The 16,199-nt window shown below is 66.8% G+C and carries 16 protein-coding genes; 9 read left to right on the forward strand and 7 right to left on the reverse strand.

What is annotated here, in order from left to right; genetic code table 11:
- Window positions 1–123 precede the first annotated feature (123 nt).
- Genes ybaL through MRBLMA1_RS05270 form a run of 3 tightly spaced genes read right to left on the reverse strand, consistent with a single transcriptional unit; the run spans window position 124 to window position 2,428 of the window.
- A complete protein-coding gene (ybaL, locus tag MRBLMA1_RS05260; RefSeq protein ID WP_363735463.1) occupies window positions 124–1,776 on the reverse strand; it encodes a YbaL family putative K(+) efflux transporter in 1,653 nt (550 codons plus the stop codon).
- Between the two features lie 58 nt (window positions 1,777–1,834).
- Complete coding sequence (locus tag MRBLMA1_RS05265) at window positions 1,835–1,975, reverse strand: hypothetical protein (RefSeq protein ID WP_363735465.1); 141 nt, start codon at window positions 1,973–1,975, stop codon at window positions 1,835–1,837.
- Window positions 1,976–2,029: 54 nt separating this feature from the next.
- On the reverse strand, window positions 2,030–2,428 hold the full coding sequence (locus tag MRBLMA1_RS05270) for a hypothetical protein (RefSeq protein WP_363735467.1): 399 nt from the start codon (window positions 2,426–2,428) through the stop codon (window positions 2,030–2,032).
- Between the two features lie 210 nt (window positions 2,429–2,638).
- Between MRBLMA1_RS05270 and rplU the strand changes: the two genes are divergently transcribed.
- From rplU to MRBLMA1_RS05300, 6 genes are all read left to right on the forward strand, one after another.
- A complete protein-coding gene (gene rplU / locus MRBLMA1_RS05275) occupies window positions 2,639–2,935 on the forward strand; it encodes a 50S ribosomal protein L21 (protein ID WP_133654605.1) in 297 nt (98 codons plus the stop codon).
- Window positions 2,936–2,965: 30 nt separating this feature from the next.
- Entirely contained in the window at window positions 2,966–3,235 is a 270-nt protein-coding gene (gene rpmA, locus MRBLMA1_RS05280) for a 50S ribosomal protein L27 (protein WP_007683600.1), read from the forward strand.
- A gap of 273 nt (window positions 3,236–3,508) precedes the next feature.
- On the forward strand, window positions 3,509–4,099 hold the full coding sequence (locus MRBLMA1_RS05285) for a GNAT family N-acetyltransferase (RefSeq protein WP_363735470.1): 591 nt from the start codon (window positions 3,509–3,511) through the stop codon (window positions 4,097–4,099).
- 124 nt (window positions 4,100–4,223) lie between these two features.
- Window positions 4,224–5,321 carry a GTPase ObgE gene (gene obgE / locus MRBLMA1_RS05290; RefSeq protein ID WP_363735471.1) on the forward strand — a complete coding sequence of 366 codons (1,098 nt, stop codon included), beginning with the start codon at window positions 4,224–4,226 and terminating at the stop codon, window positions 5,319–5,321.
- Window positions 5,322–5,445: 124 nt separating this feature from the next.
- A complete protein-coding gene (proB, locus tag MRBLMA1_RS05295; protein WP_363735472.1) occupies window positions 5,446–6,576 on the forward strand; it encodes a glutamate 5-kinase in 1,131 nt (376 codons plus the stop codon).
- Window positions 6,577–6,579: 3 nt separating this feature from the next.
- The gene (locus MRBLMA1_RS05300; RefSeq protein WP_363735474.1) at window positions 6,580–7,497 is read left to right on the forward strand and encodes an NAD-dependent epimerase/dehydratase family protein; all 918 of its coding nucleotides are present in this window, start codon (window positions 6,580–6,582) and stop codon (window positions 7,495–7,497) included.
- A 145-nt stretch (window positions 7,498–7,642) separates the two neighbouring features.
- Here the strand turns inward: MRBLMA1_RS05300 and folP are convergent, their stop codons facing one another.
- Entirely contained in the window at window positions 7,643–8,764 is a 1,122-nt protein-coding gene (gene folP / locus MRBLMA1_RS05305) for a dihydropteroate synthase (protein ID WP_363735476.1), read from the reverse strand.
- Window positions 8,765–8,806: 42 nt separating this feature from the next.
- A complete protein-coding gene (locus MRBLMA1_RS05310; protein WP_133654600.1) occupies window positions 8,807–9,931 on the reverse strand; it encodes a site-specific DNA-methyltransferase in 1,125 nt (374 codons plus the stop codon).
- Window positions 9,932–10,220: 289 nt separating this feature from the next.
- Here MRBLMA1_RS05310 and MRBLMA1_RS05315 point away from each other — a divergent pair, with 289 nt between their 5' ends.
- Window positions 10,221–10,562 (forward strand): ArsR/SmtB family transcription factor, encoded by a 342-nt coding sequence (locus MRBLMA1_RS05315; protein ID WP_363735478.1) that lies wholly within the window; start codon window positions 10,221–10,223, stop codon window positions 10,560–10,562.
- Between the two features lie 50 nt (window positions 10,563–10,612).
- On the opposite strand, the gene MRBLMA1_RS05320 is transcribed toward MRBLMA1_RS05315, so the two are convergent.
- Window positions 10,613–11,410 (reverse strand): nucleotidyltransferase family protein, encoded by a 798-nt coding sequence (locus tag MRBLMA1_RS05320; RefSeq protein WP_363735479.1) that lies wholly within the window; start codon window positions 11,408–11,410, stop codon window positions 10,613–10,615.
- Between the two features lie 36 nt (window positions 11,411–11,446).
- Window positions 11,447–12,970, reverse strand: coding sequence for a M23 family metallopeptidase (locus MRBLMA1_RS05325; RefSeq protein WP_363735481.1), 1,524 nt, complete (start codon window positions 12,968–12,970; stop codon window positions 11,447–11,449).
- Window positions 12,971–13,166: 196 nt separating this feature from the next.
- Between MRBLMA1_RS05325 and MRBLMA1_RS05330 the strand changes: the two genes are divergently transcribed.
- Both MRBLMA1_RS05330 and MRBLMA1_RS05335 read left to right on the forward strand, forming a co-directional pair.
- Window positions 13,167–15,830 (forward strand): DEAD/DEAH box helicase, encoded by a 2,664-nt coding sequence (locus MRBLMA1_RS05330; RefSeq protein ID WP_363735483.1) that lies wholly within the window; start codon window positions 13,167–13,169, stop codon window positions 15,828–15,830.
- Window positions 15,823–16,119, forward strand: a complete 297-nt coding sequence (locus tag MRBLMA1_RS05335; RefSeq protein WP_363735485.1) for an RNA-binding S4 domain-containing protein — start codon at window positions 15,823–15,825, stop codon at window positions 16,117–16,119. Before MRBLMA1_RS05330 ends, MRBLMA1_RS05335 begins: the two co-directional genes overlap by 8 nt.
- Window positions 16,120–16,199: the final 80 nt, after the last annotated feature.

Here is a 16,199-nt window from a genome sequence, read left to right on the forward strand (position 1 = left end):
CCGACACCTGCCCCACAGTGTCGACGAGCTTCAGATGCCGGTCCATGGAACGATTTCCAGGCGATCGGCCTCTGGAGCGTTTCCATCATGAGTGGAAACGCTCTCGTCTTGACCCGCGTCGCTCTAGCCCGCACCGCAGAGCGACAGCATCCGCGCCGCGAGTTCCCTCTCCCCCATCACCACATGGGGTACGCCCAGCCCCTCCAGATGCTTGACCTCCGCATCGGAATGGGCGCGGGCGATGACCTGAAGGTCGGGATTGAGATGACGCGCATGTTCGTGGATCGCGCCGCCCTCAAACCCTTCAGGCACGGCGATCAGCAAGCGCCGTGCCTCGATTATGCCCGCCGCCCGTAGGTGCCGGTCCTCCAGCGCGCTGCCGCGCACGACCGTGAGGCCCGCTTCCTCCGCCTCCTCCGCCCGGTCGGCATCTGCTTCGACCACCACGAAATGCGCGCCCTTCTCGGCCAGCCGATCCGCGATCAGCTTCCCCACCCGGCCATAGCCGACCAGGATGACATGGCCGATGCGTGGGCCGATGCTTGCCTTGGCCTTAGCCCTTTCCGCCTGCGCCTCTTCCTCGACCTCCTCCTGCTTGTGCCCGCGCACGATGAGCGAGAAGATCAGCGGATTGAGAAAGATCGACACGATCGCGCCGGCAAGGATCAGGTCGCGCGCCTCGGCCGGCAACACCCCCAGCCCCGTGCCCAATGACGCCAGGATGAAGGAGAATTCCCCGATCTGCGCCAGGCTCGCCGCGATGGTGAGCGCCGTATCGCCCGGATGACCGAAGGCGCGGACGATAGCGAAGGCGGCGATCGACTTGCCGACGATGATGATCGCCACCGTGACCAACAACGGCAACGGCTGCTCGACCAGCACCGCCGGATTGAAGAGCATGCCGACCGAGACGAAGAAAAGCACCGCAAAAGCATCCCGCAGCGGCAGCGTCTCCTCGGTCGCACGGCGGCTGAGCGGCGTCTCGCCCAGGATCATGCCGGCGAAGAAGGCCCCGAGCGCAAAGGACACGTCGAAGGCGACCGCCGCGCCAAAGGCGACGCCCAGCGCGATCGCCAGGACGGCGAGGCGGAACAGCTCGCGCGATCCGCTATGGACGACCCAGTGCAGCGCCCAGGGAATGACGCGCCGGCCAACCACCAGCATCAGCGCGACGAAGCCCGCGACCTTCAGCAGCGTGCCCAGCAGCGGCGCCAGCAGGGCCGCCGCCCCGCCCGACGCATCGGCATTGTTCATGACGCCGGCAAGCGCAGGGAGCAGCACCAGCGCCAACACCATCACCAGATCCTCGACGATCAGCCATCCCACGGCGATCCGGCCCCTGCGGGTTTCCACCAGGTCCGCCCCCTGCAGGGCGCGCAGCAGGACGACCGTGCTCGCCACCGACAGCGCAAGGCCGAAGACCAGCCCGCCGAGCAGCGGCCAGCCCATGACATGCGCCAGGCCCATGCCCATCAGCGTCGCCACGGCGATCTGGCCAATCGCGCCGGGCACGGCGATGTTCTTCACCGACAGCAGGTCACGCAGGGAGAAATGCAGGCCGACGCCGAACATCAGCAGGATGACGCCGATTTCCGCCAGCTCATTGGCCAGGCTGGCATTGGCGACGAAGCCCGGCGTGAACGGCCCGACGATGATGCCGGCGACCAGATAGCCGACGAGCGGCGACAATTTCAGGCGATGGGCGATGGCGCCCATGACAAAGGCAACGACAAGGCCCGCGACGATCGTTCCGATCAGGGGCGTGTGATGGGGCATGGAGTGTCTTTCCCTGGCCGCCGACGGAGGGGCTTCCTCCATCGGCGGCATATCATATTCATTCAGCGATGGTCAGCATCGCCGCCGACAATAAGGCGCCGGCCGCGCCCAATCCCGCCATGACGGCGGGCATGAACCACCATGGCGGACGGCGGCGGGACGGCCTGGTGCCGCCGCGTCGCGATCTTCTGCGGGTCATGAAGGGGCTCCTTTTTCCTGACGGCGGCCGCAACGGCGGCCTGGAAACGATGCGTCAGGAAAGAACAGGAGGCGCCCGCGCCCGTTGGCGGGACAGCAGGCGCAAGGGCGGGAAGGAGAAGGAGGAACGCGGGAATCGGTTGCCGGCATATGGCAGGACGACAGCCAGCAGCATCGCCACGACCCCCGGCACGCCCACGGCGAACGTCGGCCACGACGCCCTTCCGTCGTCATCCGGCTCCATTGCCTGCATGGCAACGGGACTGGCATGGGCGCGGGCCTTCAACACCACGCTGGTGGTGGCCGGATTGAAGGCGGAGCCAGTGAACCGGCTGGACGGCGGCCCCAGGGGCGCGAGTGCGCTCAACAGGGCGACGCTCAGCGACAGCCACAATGTCAGGATGAACAACAACCGGCCCGCCAAGGCTTCATTCCTGTATGGCGCTGGCGTCATCCGTGATGCTATCCCTTCGCTGGCCGTCCGCTGGCCCTGCGCTGGGCGAAGATAGGGACGGACCAGGCCAAAAACCAGCCCCGAATGCCGCGCTTGCCGGTTGACATGGGCGAGTCATTCCAGTAGCGGGCCACATTCCCGCGCGGGTCCAACAGGGCATAGTCCCTCGACGATCTGCGTAAAGCAGATTTGAACGAGAAGAGAAGAGCCATGTTCGCAGTCGTGCGCACGGGCGGCAAGCAATATCGCGTCGCCGCCGGAGACAAGATCGTCGTCGAGAAGCTGGCCGGTGAGGCTGGCGACAAGGTGACGCTGGATGACGTCCTGTTCGCCGGCGAAGGCAGCGACGTGAAGGACGCAGCCAAGCTGACCGTCGCCGCCGAAATCATCGCGCAGGCGAAGGGCGAGAAGGTCATCGTTTTCAAGAAGCGCCGTCGGCACAACTACCGTCGTCGCAACGGCCATCGCCAGAATCACACGATCCTCAAGATCGTGTCGATCGCCTGAGCCGCAGCAAAGTCACGAGGAGTTTAAGTCATGGCACATAAGAAAGCTGGCGGTTCGTCGCGCAACGGTCGCGATTCGGAATCGAAGCGCCTTGGCGTGAAGAAGTTCGGCGGTCAGGAAGTGATCGGCGGCAACATCATCATTCGCCAGCGCGGCACCCGCGTCTATCCCGGCCGCAATGTCGGCATGGGCAAGGACCACACGCTGTTCGCGCTGGGTGAAGGCCGCGTGGTATTCCACACCGGCAAGCTCGGCCGCAAATATGTGTCGGTCGACGCCATGGCCGAAGCAGCCGAATAACGGACGATCGATGACGGATCGTCCCTCGCAATCGGGGCGATCCTCCTGACGGAACGGCTTTTGGCCAGACCGCCAGTGTTCGAGGGAAACAAGGGGCGCCCCTTCCGGGAGCGCCCCTTTTCGTATCAAAAGCCGTCTCCCCTGAATTTCCCTCAACTCTCTGGAACCGTGGCCTTTCTCGCGCGTCATGCGGGCGGGGCCCAGCCAGAGAAGACAGTCGTCAAGCCGTAACTTTTCACGGTCATTGGCGCGCCGGAGATTAGGAGACTTTCGATGTTCGCCCGTACCCCCCGCCTGTTGCTGCGGCCTGGCTGGATGGAAGATGCCCGCGCCCTTGCCGACGCAATCGGCGACCCAGCCGTCCTGCGCAATCTGGCCCGCGCGCCGGCCGCCTATGGCCTGGCCGATGCGGAGGCATTCCTGGCCCAGCCGCAGGACCTGCGCCTGCCCAACCTGCTCGCCTTCACCCGTACCAAGGGCGCGCCGCGCCTGGTGGGCGGCTGCGGCCTCCACAGGGCGCAGGATGGCGCGGTCGAACTGGGCTATTGGATCGCCCGCCCCTATTGGGGGCTCGGCTTCGCGACCGAGGCAGCCAGCGCCGTCATGTGCATGGCCCGCGCCTCGGGCGTCCGCGACACGCGCGCCGCCCATTTCGTGGACAATCCGGCGTCCGGCAACGTCCTGCGCAAGATCGGCTTCCACTACAGGGGAAAGACGGAAAGGCGCTTCAGCCTCGCTCGCGGCGCGGCGGCCGACTGCCTGATCTTCGAGCAGGGCGTCGCTGAGGAAGGGCGCGCAATCCCCATGATGACGGATTCGTCGATGGATCTTTACGGCGATTCGCTGCCCGCTCTGGCGGCCTGACCCCTTGCGGCCGGGAGGGCGGCTTTGCGCCGCCTTCCCCCCAGCCCGACAGTGTTTTGGAAGAAGCGGCCGCTTTTGCCGCGCCCCTGTTTAATTCCGCCGCATAAACCGCTATGGGCGCGCGATGCATTTTCTTGATCAAGCGAAGATTTACATCAAGTCCGGCTGGGGCGGTCCCGGCGCGGTCAGTTTCCGGCGCGAAAAATATGTCGAATATGGCGGTCCCGACGGCGGCAACGGCGGCAAGGGCGGCGACATCATCTTCGAGGCGGTGGCGGGACTGAACACCCTGATCGACTTCCGCTACACCCAACATTTCAAGGCGCAGCGCGGCATGCCCGGTATGGGCAAGAACCGCTATGGCGCCGGCGGCGACGACCTCGTCATCAAGGTGCCGGTCGGCACGCAAATCCTGTCCGATCCCACGCCCATAGACGGCACCGAGGATGAGGACGGCACGATGGAATATGAGCAGGCACTGCTTGCCGACTTCACCGAAGTCGGCCAGCGCATCGTGCTGCTGCGCGGCGGCGATGGCGGACGCGGCAACCTGTCCTACAAGACCAGCACCAACCGCGCCCCGCGCCAACATGGCACGGGCTGGCCGGGGCAGGAAATGTGGGTATGGCTGCGGCTGAAGCTGCTGGCCGATGTCGGGCTGGTCGGCATGCCCAATGCGGGCAAGTCCACCTTCATCAACCAGGTCACCAACACCAAGGCGAAGGTCGGCGCCTACGCCTTCACCACCACAAAGCCGCAATTGGGCGTGGTGCTGCATCGCGACCGGGAATTCGTCCTGGCCGACATTCCCGGCCTGATCGAGGGCGCGGCCGAGGGGGCCGGCATCGGCGACCGCTTCCTGGGCCATGTCGAGCGTTGCCGGGTGCTGCTGCACCTGATCGACGCGACCGGCGACGACCCCATCGAACAATTCCGCATCGTCCAGGATGAACTCGCGGCCTATGGCGGCGGCCTGGACGAAAAGCCGCAGATCGTGGCGCTCAACAAGGGCGACCTGCTGGGCCCGGACCTGATGGAGGACATTGCCGGCCAGCTCCGGGAAGAGGCCGGCGTGGAGGAGCTGTTCATCATCTCCGGCGCGACCGGCGAAGGCGTGCCGGCACTGCTGGATGCGGTATTGCCCTTGCTGGACCACCCCGGCGAAGAGGATGAGGATGAAGATAGGATGGAAGAAGACGACAAGCCGTGGTCGCCCCTCTGATTCTCCCCTCCCTCAGGCCGATGGTACCGGGCAACGGCGCTGATCACCTCTCCCCGGACCCAAGGCCCGCTTCGCTCGCGTTCACCCCAACCCTTCCCGCCTGCGGGAGGGGAGGAAGACATAGATGACCCCCTCCCTCTCCGGCTTTCCCCCTCCGCAAATCCGCCGCCTCGTCATCAAGATCGGCTCGGCGCTGCTCGTCGATCCCCAGGGCGAAGTGCGCACGGCATGGCTGCGCACGCTGGTGGCCGACATCGCGGCCCGCAAGACGGCGGGGCAGCAGATCATCATCGTCTCCTCCGGCGCGATCGCGCTTGGCGCACGACGGCTGAAGCTGCCCAGAGGCGGGCGCGGCTCGCTGGAGGACGCGCAGGCGGCGGCCGCCACTGGCCAGATCGCACTGTCGCAATGCTGGGCCAGCCTGCTCCACGAAAACGGCATCACCGCGGCGCAGATGCTGGTGACGCTGGACGATCTGGAAAACCGCCGCCGCTATCTCAATGCGTCGGCCACGCTGGAACGGCTGATGGCGCTCGACGTCGTACCGGTCGTGAACGAGAATGACAGCGTCGCCACGGCGGAGATCCGCTTTGGCGACAATGACCGGCTCGCGGCGCGCATCGGACAGGCGGCACGGGCTGACGCAGTTGTGCTGCTGTCGGACGTCGACGGGCTTTACACGGCGAACCCGCATGTCGATGCGGACGCCATGCTGATAGAGACAATCGAGCGCATCGATGCGCGCATCGCCGGGATGGCGGACGGCGGTTCGGCGTCCGGAATGGGATCGGGCGGCATGACCTCCAAGATCGAGGCGGCGCGGATAGCAACCGGGGCCGGCGCGCATCTGGCGATCATCTCAGGCAAGGTGGATTCGCCGCTATCGCACTGGACGAATGGCGGCAAGGGGTCGATCTTCCTCGCCGCGCAGGCCAGGGGCGCGCGAAAGGGCTGGCTGGCCGGGCGCCTGACGGTGCGCGGGCGGATCGTGGTCGACGCCGGGGCAGAGGCGGCCCTGGGACGCGGCAACAGCTTGCTCCCAGCCGGCGTGACTCGGTGCGAGGGCGTTTTCGCCCGTGGCGACGTGGTCGACATATTGGCGCAGGATGGACGGGTGATCGCTCGCGGCCTCATCGAATATGACAGCGAGGAAGCCTCCCGCATCGCCGGCAAGCGCAGCGAGGATATCGCCGCGCTGCTGGGGCACCTGCCCCGATCCGTGCTGGTCCATCGCGATCATATGGCGATGGTCTGATCCATGTCCCTGCGCATTGCGATGACGGGCGCGACGGGTTTCGTCGGTGCCGAGACGCTGAATCAGGCGCTGGCGGCGGGGCATCATGTCAGCGCCATCACCCGCCGCGCACAGCCGCCCCGCGCCCATCTCAAATGGGTACCCGGTGCGCTGGAGGACCGGGCGGCGCTCAACACGCTGGTCCGCGACGCCGATGTGGTCATCCACATTGCCGGCGTCGTGAACGCGCCCGACCGAGAAGGCTTCGAAATGGGCAATGCCCGCGGCACCATGGCGGTGGTCGACGCTATGCGACAGCGCGGCGTCAGGCGGCTGATCCACGTGTCCTCGCTCTCGGCGCGGGAGCCTGGGCTCTCGGACTATGGCTGGTCGAAGGAACTGGCGGAGCGGCACGTGAAGGCAAGCGGCCTCGACTGGACCATCGTCCGCCCGCCCGCCATCTACGGTCCGGGCGACCGGGAAATGCTGGAGCTGTTCCGCATGGCCCGGCGCGGGATCATGCTGCTGCCGCCGGGCGGACGCCTGTCGGTGATCGAGGTGAGCGACCTTGCACGCCTGTTCCTGACGCTGGCGGTCGAAAAGGACATGAAGAGCCTCACTCATGTCTATGAGGTCGATGACGGCACGCCCGGCGGCTGGGACCATATGGACTTCGCGCAGGCGATCGGCCGCGCAGTCGGACGGCCGGTCCGGGCCTTCGCGACGCCAGCCTGGCTGTTGGGCATGGGCGCGCGGCTTGACCGGCTGGTGCGCGGCAGGAACGCGAAGCTGACGCCCGACCGGGTCCGCTATTTCTGCCACCCCGATTGGGTGGTGAAGAAGCGCAAGCAACCTCTCAGGAAGCTGTGGGTGCCCAAGGTGCCGACCGAAGAGGGATTGAAGGCGACGGCCCAGGCCTATCGCGCGAAGGGCTGGCTCTGACGATCGGAACGGCGCCCGCTCAAGGCAGCGCGCGGACGCCGTTCCAGAGCGATTTCCAAGCGATAGGAACCGATCGCTGGTCAAGAAATCGCGGAAAACAAGGAATCCAGAGCGGCGATCTGGTTCGATCAGATCGAAACCCGTCCTAGACGGCGCTCAACCCCGCGTCCGCCAGGCCGCGCCAAAGGTGCAGCGCCTGTACGCTTTCCGCCACGTCGTGCACCCGCACCATCTGCGCGCCCAGTTCCGCGGCGCGGAACGCCAGGGCCACCGAACCGCCCAGCCGCTCGGCCGCCGGCGCCTCGTTCGACAGGGCCCCGATCAGGCGCTTGCGGCTGCCCGCGAACAGCAACGGCACGCCCAGCCCCTGAAGGGTCCCCAGGCCATTCACCAGCGCCAGATTGTCGGCAAGCGACTTGCCAAAGCCCAGTCCGGGATCGACCATGATCTTCCCGCGCGGCACCCCGGCCGCCAGACAGGCCTCCACCCGCTCCTCCAGCATGTCGAACACATCGGCCACGACATCGCCATAGCCGCCCGCATTGTCATGCGGATCATCGCCGGCCGACGGCGCATGCATCAGTATGACCGGGCATCCCGCCGCGACCACCACGTCCATGGCGCGGGGATCATGCCGCAGCGCGCTCACATCGTTGACCACCGCCGCTCCCGCGGCCAGCGCGGCCTCCATCACCGCCGCCTTGCGCGTGTCGATGGACATGGAAATGCCGGCCGCTGCCAGCCTTTCGATCACCGGCACGACGCGGGCAATCTCATCCCCCTCCCACAAGCGCGGCGCCCTGGGCCGGGTGGACTCCCCGCCCACATCGATCAGCGCGGCCCCCGCCGCCGCCATGGCGAAGCCCGCATCGGCCGCTGCCTGCGGATCATCCATATGCTTGCCGCCGTCGGAAAAGCTGTCCGGCGTGATGTTGAGGATCGCCATCACCTGCGGCGCGTCGAAACGGATGGTGCGTTCCCCCAGCATCAGGGGCTGCCGCGGCGCCGAGATATTGGCCGCCAACAGCCGCGCCCGTTCCGCCACGGGCTCGGGCAGGCCCGCCACCACATCGTCGAACGTCGCGACCGGCACCGTCGCCCGCGCCACTTTCCGCCCGCCCCTTCGCGCGGTCAGCTCATAGCCCTGGAACCAGATCAGCCCATTGCCCATCCGCGCCGCCGATCCTTCGGCCAGGCCGACAGGCGACGGCACGAACCATGTGGGACGCAGATAAAGCCGCGCATCGGCGGGAATTTGGGAAAGCATGTTCAAACCCCGCTCAGCCCGAACGGAAACATCCGATGATCCTCAGGGCTCGTTCGCCAACAAATAGGTCTGCCGCAGCGCGTCGATCGGCTTCAACACGCCCTCTATCTCGCAATGCCAGAAGGTCCAGCCGTTGCAGCTCGGCGCGCCCTGCAACGTCGCGCCCATCTTGTGGATCGACCCGGTATCCGCGCCCACGGACAGCGAACCGTCCGCCCGCACCACCGCCTGCCAGCGCCGCCGTGCGTCCACCAGCACCGCGCCGGGTTGCAGATAGCCGGTCTCGACCAGTGTGCCGAACGCCACCTTTGGCTGCTGCCGCGCGGTCTGCATGATGGTCAGCGCGCTTTCATCGAGCGGCAACGCCGCCTCGATCCGCTCCAGCGCGACCTCGATATAATCATCCTCGCGCTCGATGCCGATCCACCTGCGGCCCAGGCGCTTGGCGACCGCCCCCGTCGTCCCGGTGCCGAAAAAGGGATCAAGCACCACGTCGCCCGGCTTGGTGCAGGCCAGCATCACGCGATAGAGCAGCGCCTCGGGCTTCTGCGTCGGATGCGCCTTGGTGCCGTTGCGCTTCAGCCGCTCCTGCCCGCCGCAGATCGGCAGCACCCAGTCGGAACGCATCTGCAACTCGTCGTTCAGCGTCTTCATCGCCTTGTAGTTGAACGTATATTTGGCGTCCTCCCCCTGGCTCGCCCAGATCAGCGTCTCATGCGCGTTGGTGAAGCGGGTGCCCTTGAAATTGGGCATGGGGTTGGATTTACGCCAGATGATGTCGTTGAGGATCCAGAAGCCTTCATCCTGCAACGCGGTGCCGACGCGGAAGATATTGTGGTAGCTGCCGATCACCCAGATGGTGCCGTTGGGCTTCAATATGCGCCGCGCCTCGCGCAGCCATGCCTTGGTGAAACGGTCGTAGGAACCCAGCGTGTCGAACTTGTCCCAGTCATTGTCGACCGCGTCCACCCGGCTGCCCTCGGGCCGGAACAGGTCGCCGCCAAGCTGGAGATTATAGGGCGGATCCGCGAAGATCATGTCGATGCACGCGTCGGGCAGCTTCGCCATTTCAGCGATGCAGTCACCGCGCAGCAGCCGGTCGGCCTCGACCTCTACGGGCGCAACCGCCTTTTTCCGCCGCGGCGCGACGCGTTCCATGACACCCATTTCGTGACCCCCGTTTCCTTCTGAGGCCCAGCGATGAGTCCTCCGGAGTCAGCCGTCAAGATCAGCAACTTAGGGTTCACGCCTGACAAAATGGTTAACGCAACGGCGAACGAACCGGGTAGCCACTAGATATTGAGTCGACAGCCGCCTGAAAGACTCAAGATCGGCTAGTGTGACGCAAAAGACTCAGATGGAAAGAGGCTCGAAGTTTTTTTGGTTAACGCCATCTGGAAGGGTAAAAACGACGTTCACCTTGACCAATTCATAACCCGACGAGTATGGATTGGCCATGACGGAACATGTTTTGAGGGGCGATCGGTCGGCCTCCTGCGATGAATTATTCAAGGCCCTGTCGGACGGCACGCGACGCGCCCTGCTCGAATATCTGGTGCGCGAAGGGGAACAGAGCGTTCACGCCCTCACCGCCATCTCCGGCGTATCGCAACCCATGGTGTCCCGCCACCTCGGCAAGCTGAAACGCGCCAGCCTCGTGACGGCCCGTCGGGCCGGGCGCGAAACCTATTATACGGCCAGGGCAAAGGGCCTCGCCCCGGTGGTGCAATGGATGGCGGTCTATGGCGCGCTATGGTCCCAGCGATTCACCGCGCTGGAGGATCTGGACGGCTATTAAGGAACATCCTGCTCCTGAAGGCAGGAGCACGGCAATTCCATGTAGCAGATCTATTTAGCCGACTGGGCCAGGATCGCCTCGATCAGCAGCACATCATCCGGCTTGTCGGCATCGATGCAGGCCTCAGCCTTCTCCATCGCCACCAGCCGCGCGACCAGCCCGAACCGCCGCCCCACCCGCGCGATCCCGCCCCGCAGCGTGGAAATCCTGAACACCGCCCCCAGCAAGGCCAGCGGGCCAAAGGCGGACAATATCTTCCACCCCTTCTTCCGGTCCTGCTCGACCTCCTGCCACAAGGCGACCACTGGCCGCGCCTTGACGCTGCCGAACCAGAAGATGTTCGCCCCCGACCACCAGCCATCGCGGAATTTCAGCCATGTCCGCCGTGACCCGGGATAGCGCGCCAGCAGCGTGGCCCGCTCCACCATCGCCACGGCAATGTCCGCCCCGGACGCCTGCCCTGCCATCTGGTCGAGCATCGCCCCATCCAGCAGCACATGATCCGCCGTCGTCATCAGCAGCGGAAAGGGCAAATCCGCCCGATCCAGCAGGGCCATGATCGATGACGCGATCCCGCCCCCGCTCTTCTCGAACCGCACTTTGGGATGCTCCGCCAGCCAGGCGGTGGCGGGATCGGCGGCGAACAATTCCGGCGCCTGCGTCAGCACGACCAGCCGCCCGATCGCCGGATGCGCCAGCAGGGCACGGGCCGGGCGGTTGATCATCGGCTCCCCCGCCACGGGCACCAGCGGCTTGACTGCAACCCCGGCGGCCACCGCCAAAGGATCAGGGATCGGCCGCGACCCGGCCAGCAATATCGCGGTGATGTCGGAAGCCGCTGCGTTCATTCCCGCCCGTTAGCGGAGGGAGTACGCCACGAAAAGCTATTTCCCGGTCGCCGCCGGCCCTGCGGTCTTCTGCGCCACCTGCACCGGCAGGCCGATGCGCAGGCTCTTCAACTGCGCCAGCCGCGCCCGGAAGGCCGCCAGTTCCCTGCCCGCCAGTTGCGACGTCGTGGTGAAACGCACCGACAGCGGATTGATCGTCTGCCCGTTACGGTACAATTCATAATGCAGATGCGGTCCGGTCGACAGGCCCGACGACCCGACATAGCCGATCACCTGCCCCTGCCGCACCCGCTGCCCCGGCGATGCCGCGATGCGGCTCATATGCGCATAGCCGGTGGCAAGGCCGCCGCCATGCTCCAGCCGGACATAATTGCCATGCCCGCCATGCCGCCCGGCATAGGATACGACGCCGTCGGTCGCGGCATAGATGGGCGATCCATAGGCGGCGGCGAAGTCGATCCCCGCATGCATGCGGGTATAGCCCAATATGGGATGCCGCCGCATGCCGTAGCTGGACGACATGCGCCCCGCCACCGGCGCCGACAGCACGCCGCGCCGCTGGCCCACGCCGGATGCCTCGAACCATTGGGTCCGCCCGTCCTGCGTCCATTTCAGCATGTCGATGCCGCGCCCGCTCGCCCGATGCAGCCCGGCGAACAGCAGGTCGCCCACCTCCACATCGCCGGTGTCGGCCCGCCGATATTCGGTGACGATGTCGTATCGGTCGCCGGCGGAGATCGAACCCAGATCGACCTGCTGCGCCACGACGCGCAGGAAGCTCTGGATCGCCTTGGGCGGCGCCCCCGCCGCCCTGGCCGAGCGATAGAGGCTCTCGCCCACCACGCCCTGGATGCGCAGCGGCGTCTCGTCCACATGGATCGCCGTCCGCTGCACCTGCAACACGCCACCGACCCGCGCAATCTCGATCCCCAGGTCAAGCCGCGCCCGGAAAGCCAGCTTGTCCAGAGGCCGCGGCACGTCCTGGCTCGCCCGCCGGCCCAGCACGATGTCCAGCGGTGTCCCCGGCTTCAATCCCGCGCCGATGTCGCCCGCCATCAGGCTGGTGACCGTCGCCGTGTCGCTGCTGCTCACGCCCGCTCGCGCCAGTGCCCGTGACAGCGAATCGCTGCCGCCGATCTGCGCGCGCAATTCGATCTGCGGCCGCTCCGGCGTCTCGCGCAGCGGTTGCACCGCGTCGGTCGGTCCCATGCGCCGCCCGCTGTCCGCGCCCAGGGCCAGGGGCATGATCATCTGGCTGCGCACTTCATCGAACTGCCTGGCCGCCATCAGCGGCTGCCGTTCGCCGGGCAAGGGATGAAAGCCCGGCGACAGATAGAGCGCCGCCGCGCACAAGCCGAAACAGGTCGCAAGGCCCCGGAACCAGGTGAAACTTCCCACCCGCTGGCCAAGGTCGGGGACCAGTTCGACATCCTCGGCCCAGTCGCGCAGCTTCTCGCGCCAGTCGCGCCGGTCCGGCCCCCCGTTGCGGATCGAGTCAGTCAGCCACAGGGACGCGGAGGCGCCACCCTGCTGGGCATTGATCTGACCATCATGAAACACGGTAAAACAGGCCCCCGGGGCAAATGTCGCCCGACCCCCGCCGCGCGCTCATCCGCAATTTTGTAAAAGGGCAAGGTTAAAGTCAAATAAACGCGCCTTTTTTAACCCTTTTTCCGCGACCGGCCGTGCCGCGCAAGGGGCCGGCAGACCAATCCCCCTTGCCCTTGCCCGATCCATGCCCGACATAGCGGGGACCATGGCCCAGTTCGCCCGATCGCCCCTCACCGCCGTCCTGGGCCCCACCAATACCGGCAAGACGCATCTGGCGGTCGAACGCATGTGCGGCCATTCCTCCGGCATGATGGGCTTTCCGCTGCGCCTGCTGGCGCGGGAAGTCTATGACCGGGTGGTCGGCATGAAGGGGCCGGCGCAGGTCGCCCTTGTCACCGGCGAGGAAAAAATCGTGCCGCCGGGTGCGCGCTACTTCCTCTGCACGGCGGAATCGATGCCGATCGGCACAGGCCGGCAGGCTGGAACGGCGCAGGACGGGCTCGGCGATTATGCCTTCGTCGCCCTGGACGAGGCCCAGCTCGGCGCCGATCCGGAGCGGGGCCATGTCTTTACCGACCGCCTCCTCCGGGCAAGGGGGCGGGAGGAAACCATGATCCTGGGTTCAGCCAGCATCGGCCGCGTGGTGAAGGCGCTGGTCCCCGATGCGGAGATCATCGGCCGCCCCCGCTTCTCGACGCTCAGCTATGCCGGCGCGAAAAAGCTCTCCCGCCTGCCCAAACGCTCCGCCATCGTCGCCTTCTCCGCCGAGGAGGTCTATGCCGTGGCGGAAATGCTCCGCCGCTTCCGGGGTGGAGCGGCGGTGGTCATGGGCGCGCTCTCGCCCCGCACCCGCAATGCGCAGGTGCAGATGTTCCTGAACGGAGAAGTCGACTATCTGGTCGCCACCGACGCGATCGGCATGGGCCTCAACCTCGACGTGGCGCATGTCGCCTTCGCCTCGCTGCGCAAATATGACGGCCGCCGCACCCGCCGGCTGACGGTCGCGGAAATGGCGCAGATCGCGGGACGCGCCGGACGCCACCACCGGGACGGCACCTTCGGCAGCCTGGGCCATGAAGACGGCGACGCCGCCTTCACGCCGGAGGAGATAGAGGCGATAGAGGCCCACCGCTTCCCGCCGTTGGAACAGCTTTTCTGGCGCAACGGCACGCCCCGCACCGACAGGCTGGATCACCTCATTTCCGATCTGGAGCAGAAACCCGACCGCCCCGAACTGCGCGCCGCTCCCGAAGCGGTCGACCTCGCCGTGCTCAAACGGCTCGCCGACGATCCGCTGGTCATCGATCGGGCACGCGGCAGGAAGCAGGTCGAACGCCTCTGGGCCGCGTGCAGCCTGCCCGATTTCCAGAAGCTGGGCGCTGAACATCATGCCCGCGCCGTCGGCCGCATCTGGCGCTTCCTGTCGGACGACGGCCTGGGTGCCGGGGGCCATATTCCCCGCGACTGGTTCGCCCAGCAAATTGCCCGACTCGATTCGGTGCAGGGCGACATCGACACCCTGTCCGGCCGGATCGCCGCCGCCCGAACCTGGTCCTATATCGCCCACCGGGCCGACTGGCTCGCCCATCCGGCGGAAATGGCGGAGCGGACGCGCGCGCTGGAGGAAAAGCTGTCCGACGCCCTCCACGCCGCGCTGACGCAGCGTTTCGTGGACCGGCGCACCACGGTTCTGCTAAGGGATATTGGCCAGAGCGCGGCCAATCTGCCGGTCGAAATCGAACCGGATGGGACAGTCTGCGTCGATGGCGAGACGATCGGGCGACTTGACGGATTTCGTTTCTCGGTCGATCCCGCTACCCGGCATCAGGACAGGAAGATGCTGCTGGCGGCCGCTGAACGGCGCCTTGGAAGGATATTGCGAGTGAAGGCTGACGAATTGCTGGGCGCACCCGATACTGATTTCGCGCTCATGGACGAAGCAGGACAGACCCCCGGCATAGGCTGGAAGGGGGATCCGGTGGCCACGCTGCACGGCGGCGCCACGCTGCTGACACCGGAAATTCGGCTGGATCGCGCGCTTCTGGCGCTGGGCCAGGATGTGCAGAAGCAGGTGGCGGCCCGCCTCGCCGCGTGGATGGACGCGCAAAAGGAAAAGCATCTGCTGCCGCTCACCAAGATGGTGGCCAGCGCCTCCGACCCGGAAGTCCCCGCCGTCGTCCGCGCCGTCTTTGCCCAGCTTGCCGATGCCGGCGGCGTCATCGCGCGCACCGACCTCGATTCGGCGCTCGGCCATCTCGACAAGGACCAGCGCCATCTGCTGCGCCGCGCGGGCATCGATATCGGCGTGCTCGACATCTATCATCCCGGCCTGCTGAAGCCCGGCGCCGCACGCTGGCGCGCTGTCCTGCTGGCGGCGCGCCTGGGCAAGCCGTGCCTGCCCCTGCCCGGCCCCGGCCTCACCCTGATCCCGGCTGGCGAGAAGCCCGAACAGATGGGCGCGCGCATCGCCGGCTTCCGCGGCTTTGGCGAACAGATGCTGCGCATCGACATGGCCGAACGCATGGCCCGCACCGCGCATGAGGCCATTGCAAAGAACGAGGCCTTCACCGCGCAAAGCCCGCAGATCGTCTCGCTCGGCCTGTCGGAGGATGCCTTCCAGCAACTGATGCGCCTGGCGGGCTTCCGCGCCGTGGAGGCGCCGGCCGAGGGCGGACCCAACTGGGCCTTCCGCGGCCGGCAGAAGGCCCGCGCGCACCAACAGCACGCCAGCCGTGAAAAGCGCGGCGCACCGGCCCAGGGCAAGCCGCGCAACGACCGCGGGCCGCGCCCCGCCGCCTCGTCCGGCCCAGCCCCCACCGGCAACAACGCCTTTGCGGGCCTGGCCGAACTGCTCGGCCGCAATGGCTGACGCGGGCCTGGTTCCGGCCCACGGCCCCAGCCTGCGCATCGACAAGTTCCTCTGGTTCGCGCGCCTCGCGAAGAGCCGTTCCATCGCCCAGAAAATGGCGGAGGACGGTCACATCCGCCTCAATGGCCGCCGCATCGAACGCTCGCACGCGCCGGTGCGGGCGGGCGACCTCATCACCTTTCCCCACCCCAGCGGCGTCCGGGTGGTCCGCATCCTCCAGCTCCCCGGCCGCCGGGGCCCGGCGGCCGAAGCGCAATCCTGTTATGAGGAACTTACCGTGGGCGCCTGAGCCCCGATGATCCTTCCCGCCAAGCCCGGCTAACGCCCACCCAAAAATATCCTCATTGACCTTCGCCCCGGCCGCGCATA

The organism is Sphingobium sp. LMA1-1-1.1 (assembly GCF_040676365.1).
Taxonomy (GTDB): Bacteria; Pseudomonadota; Alphaproteobacteria; order Sphingomonadales; family Sphingomonadaceae; genus Sphingobium.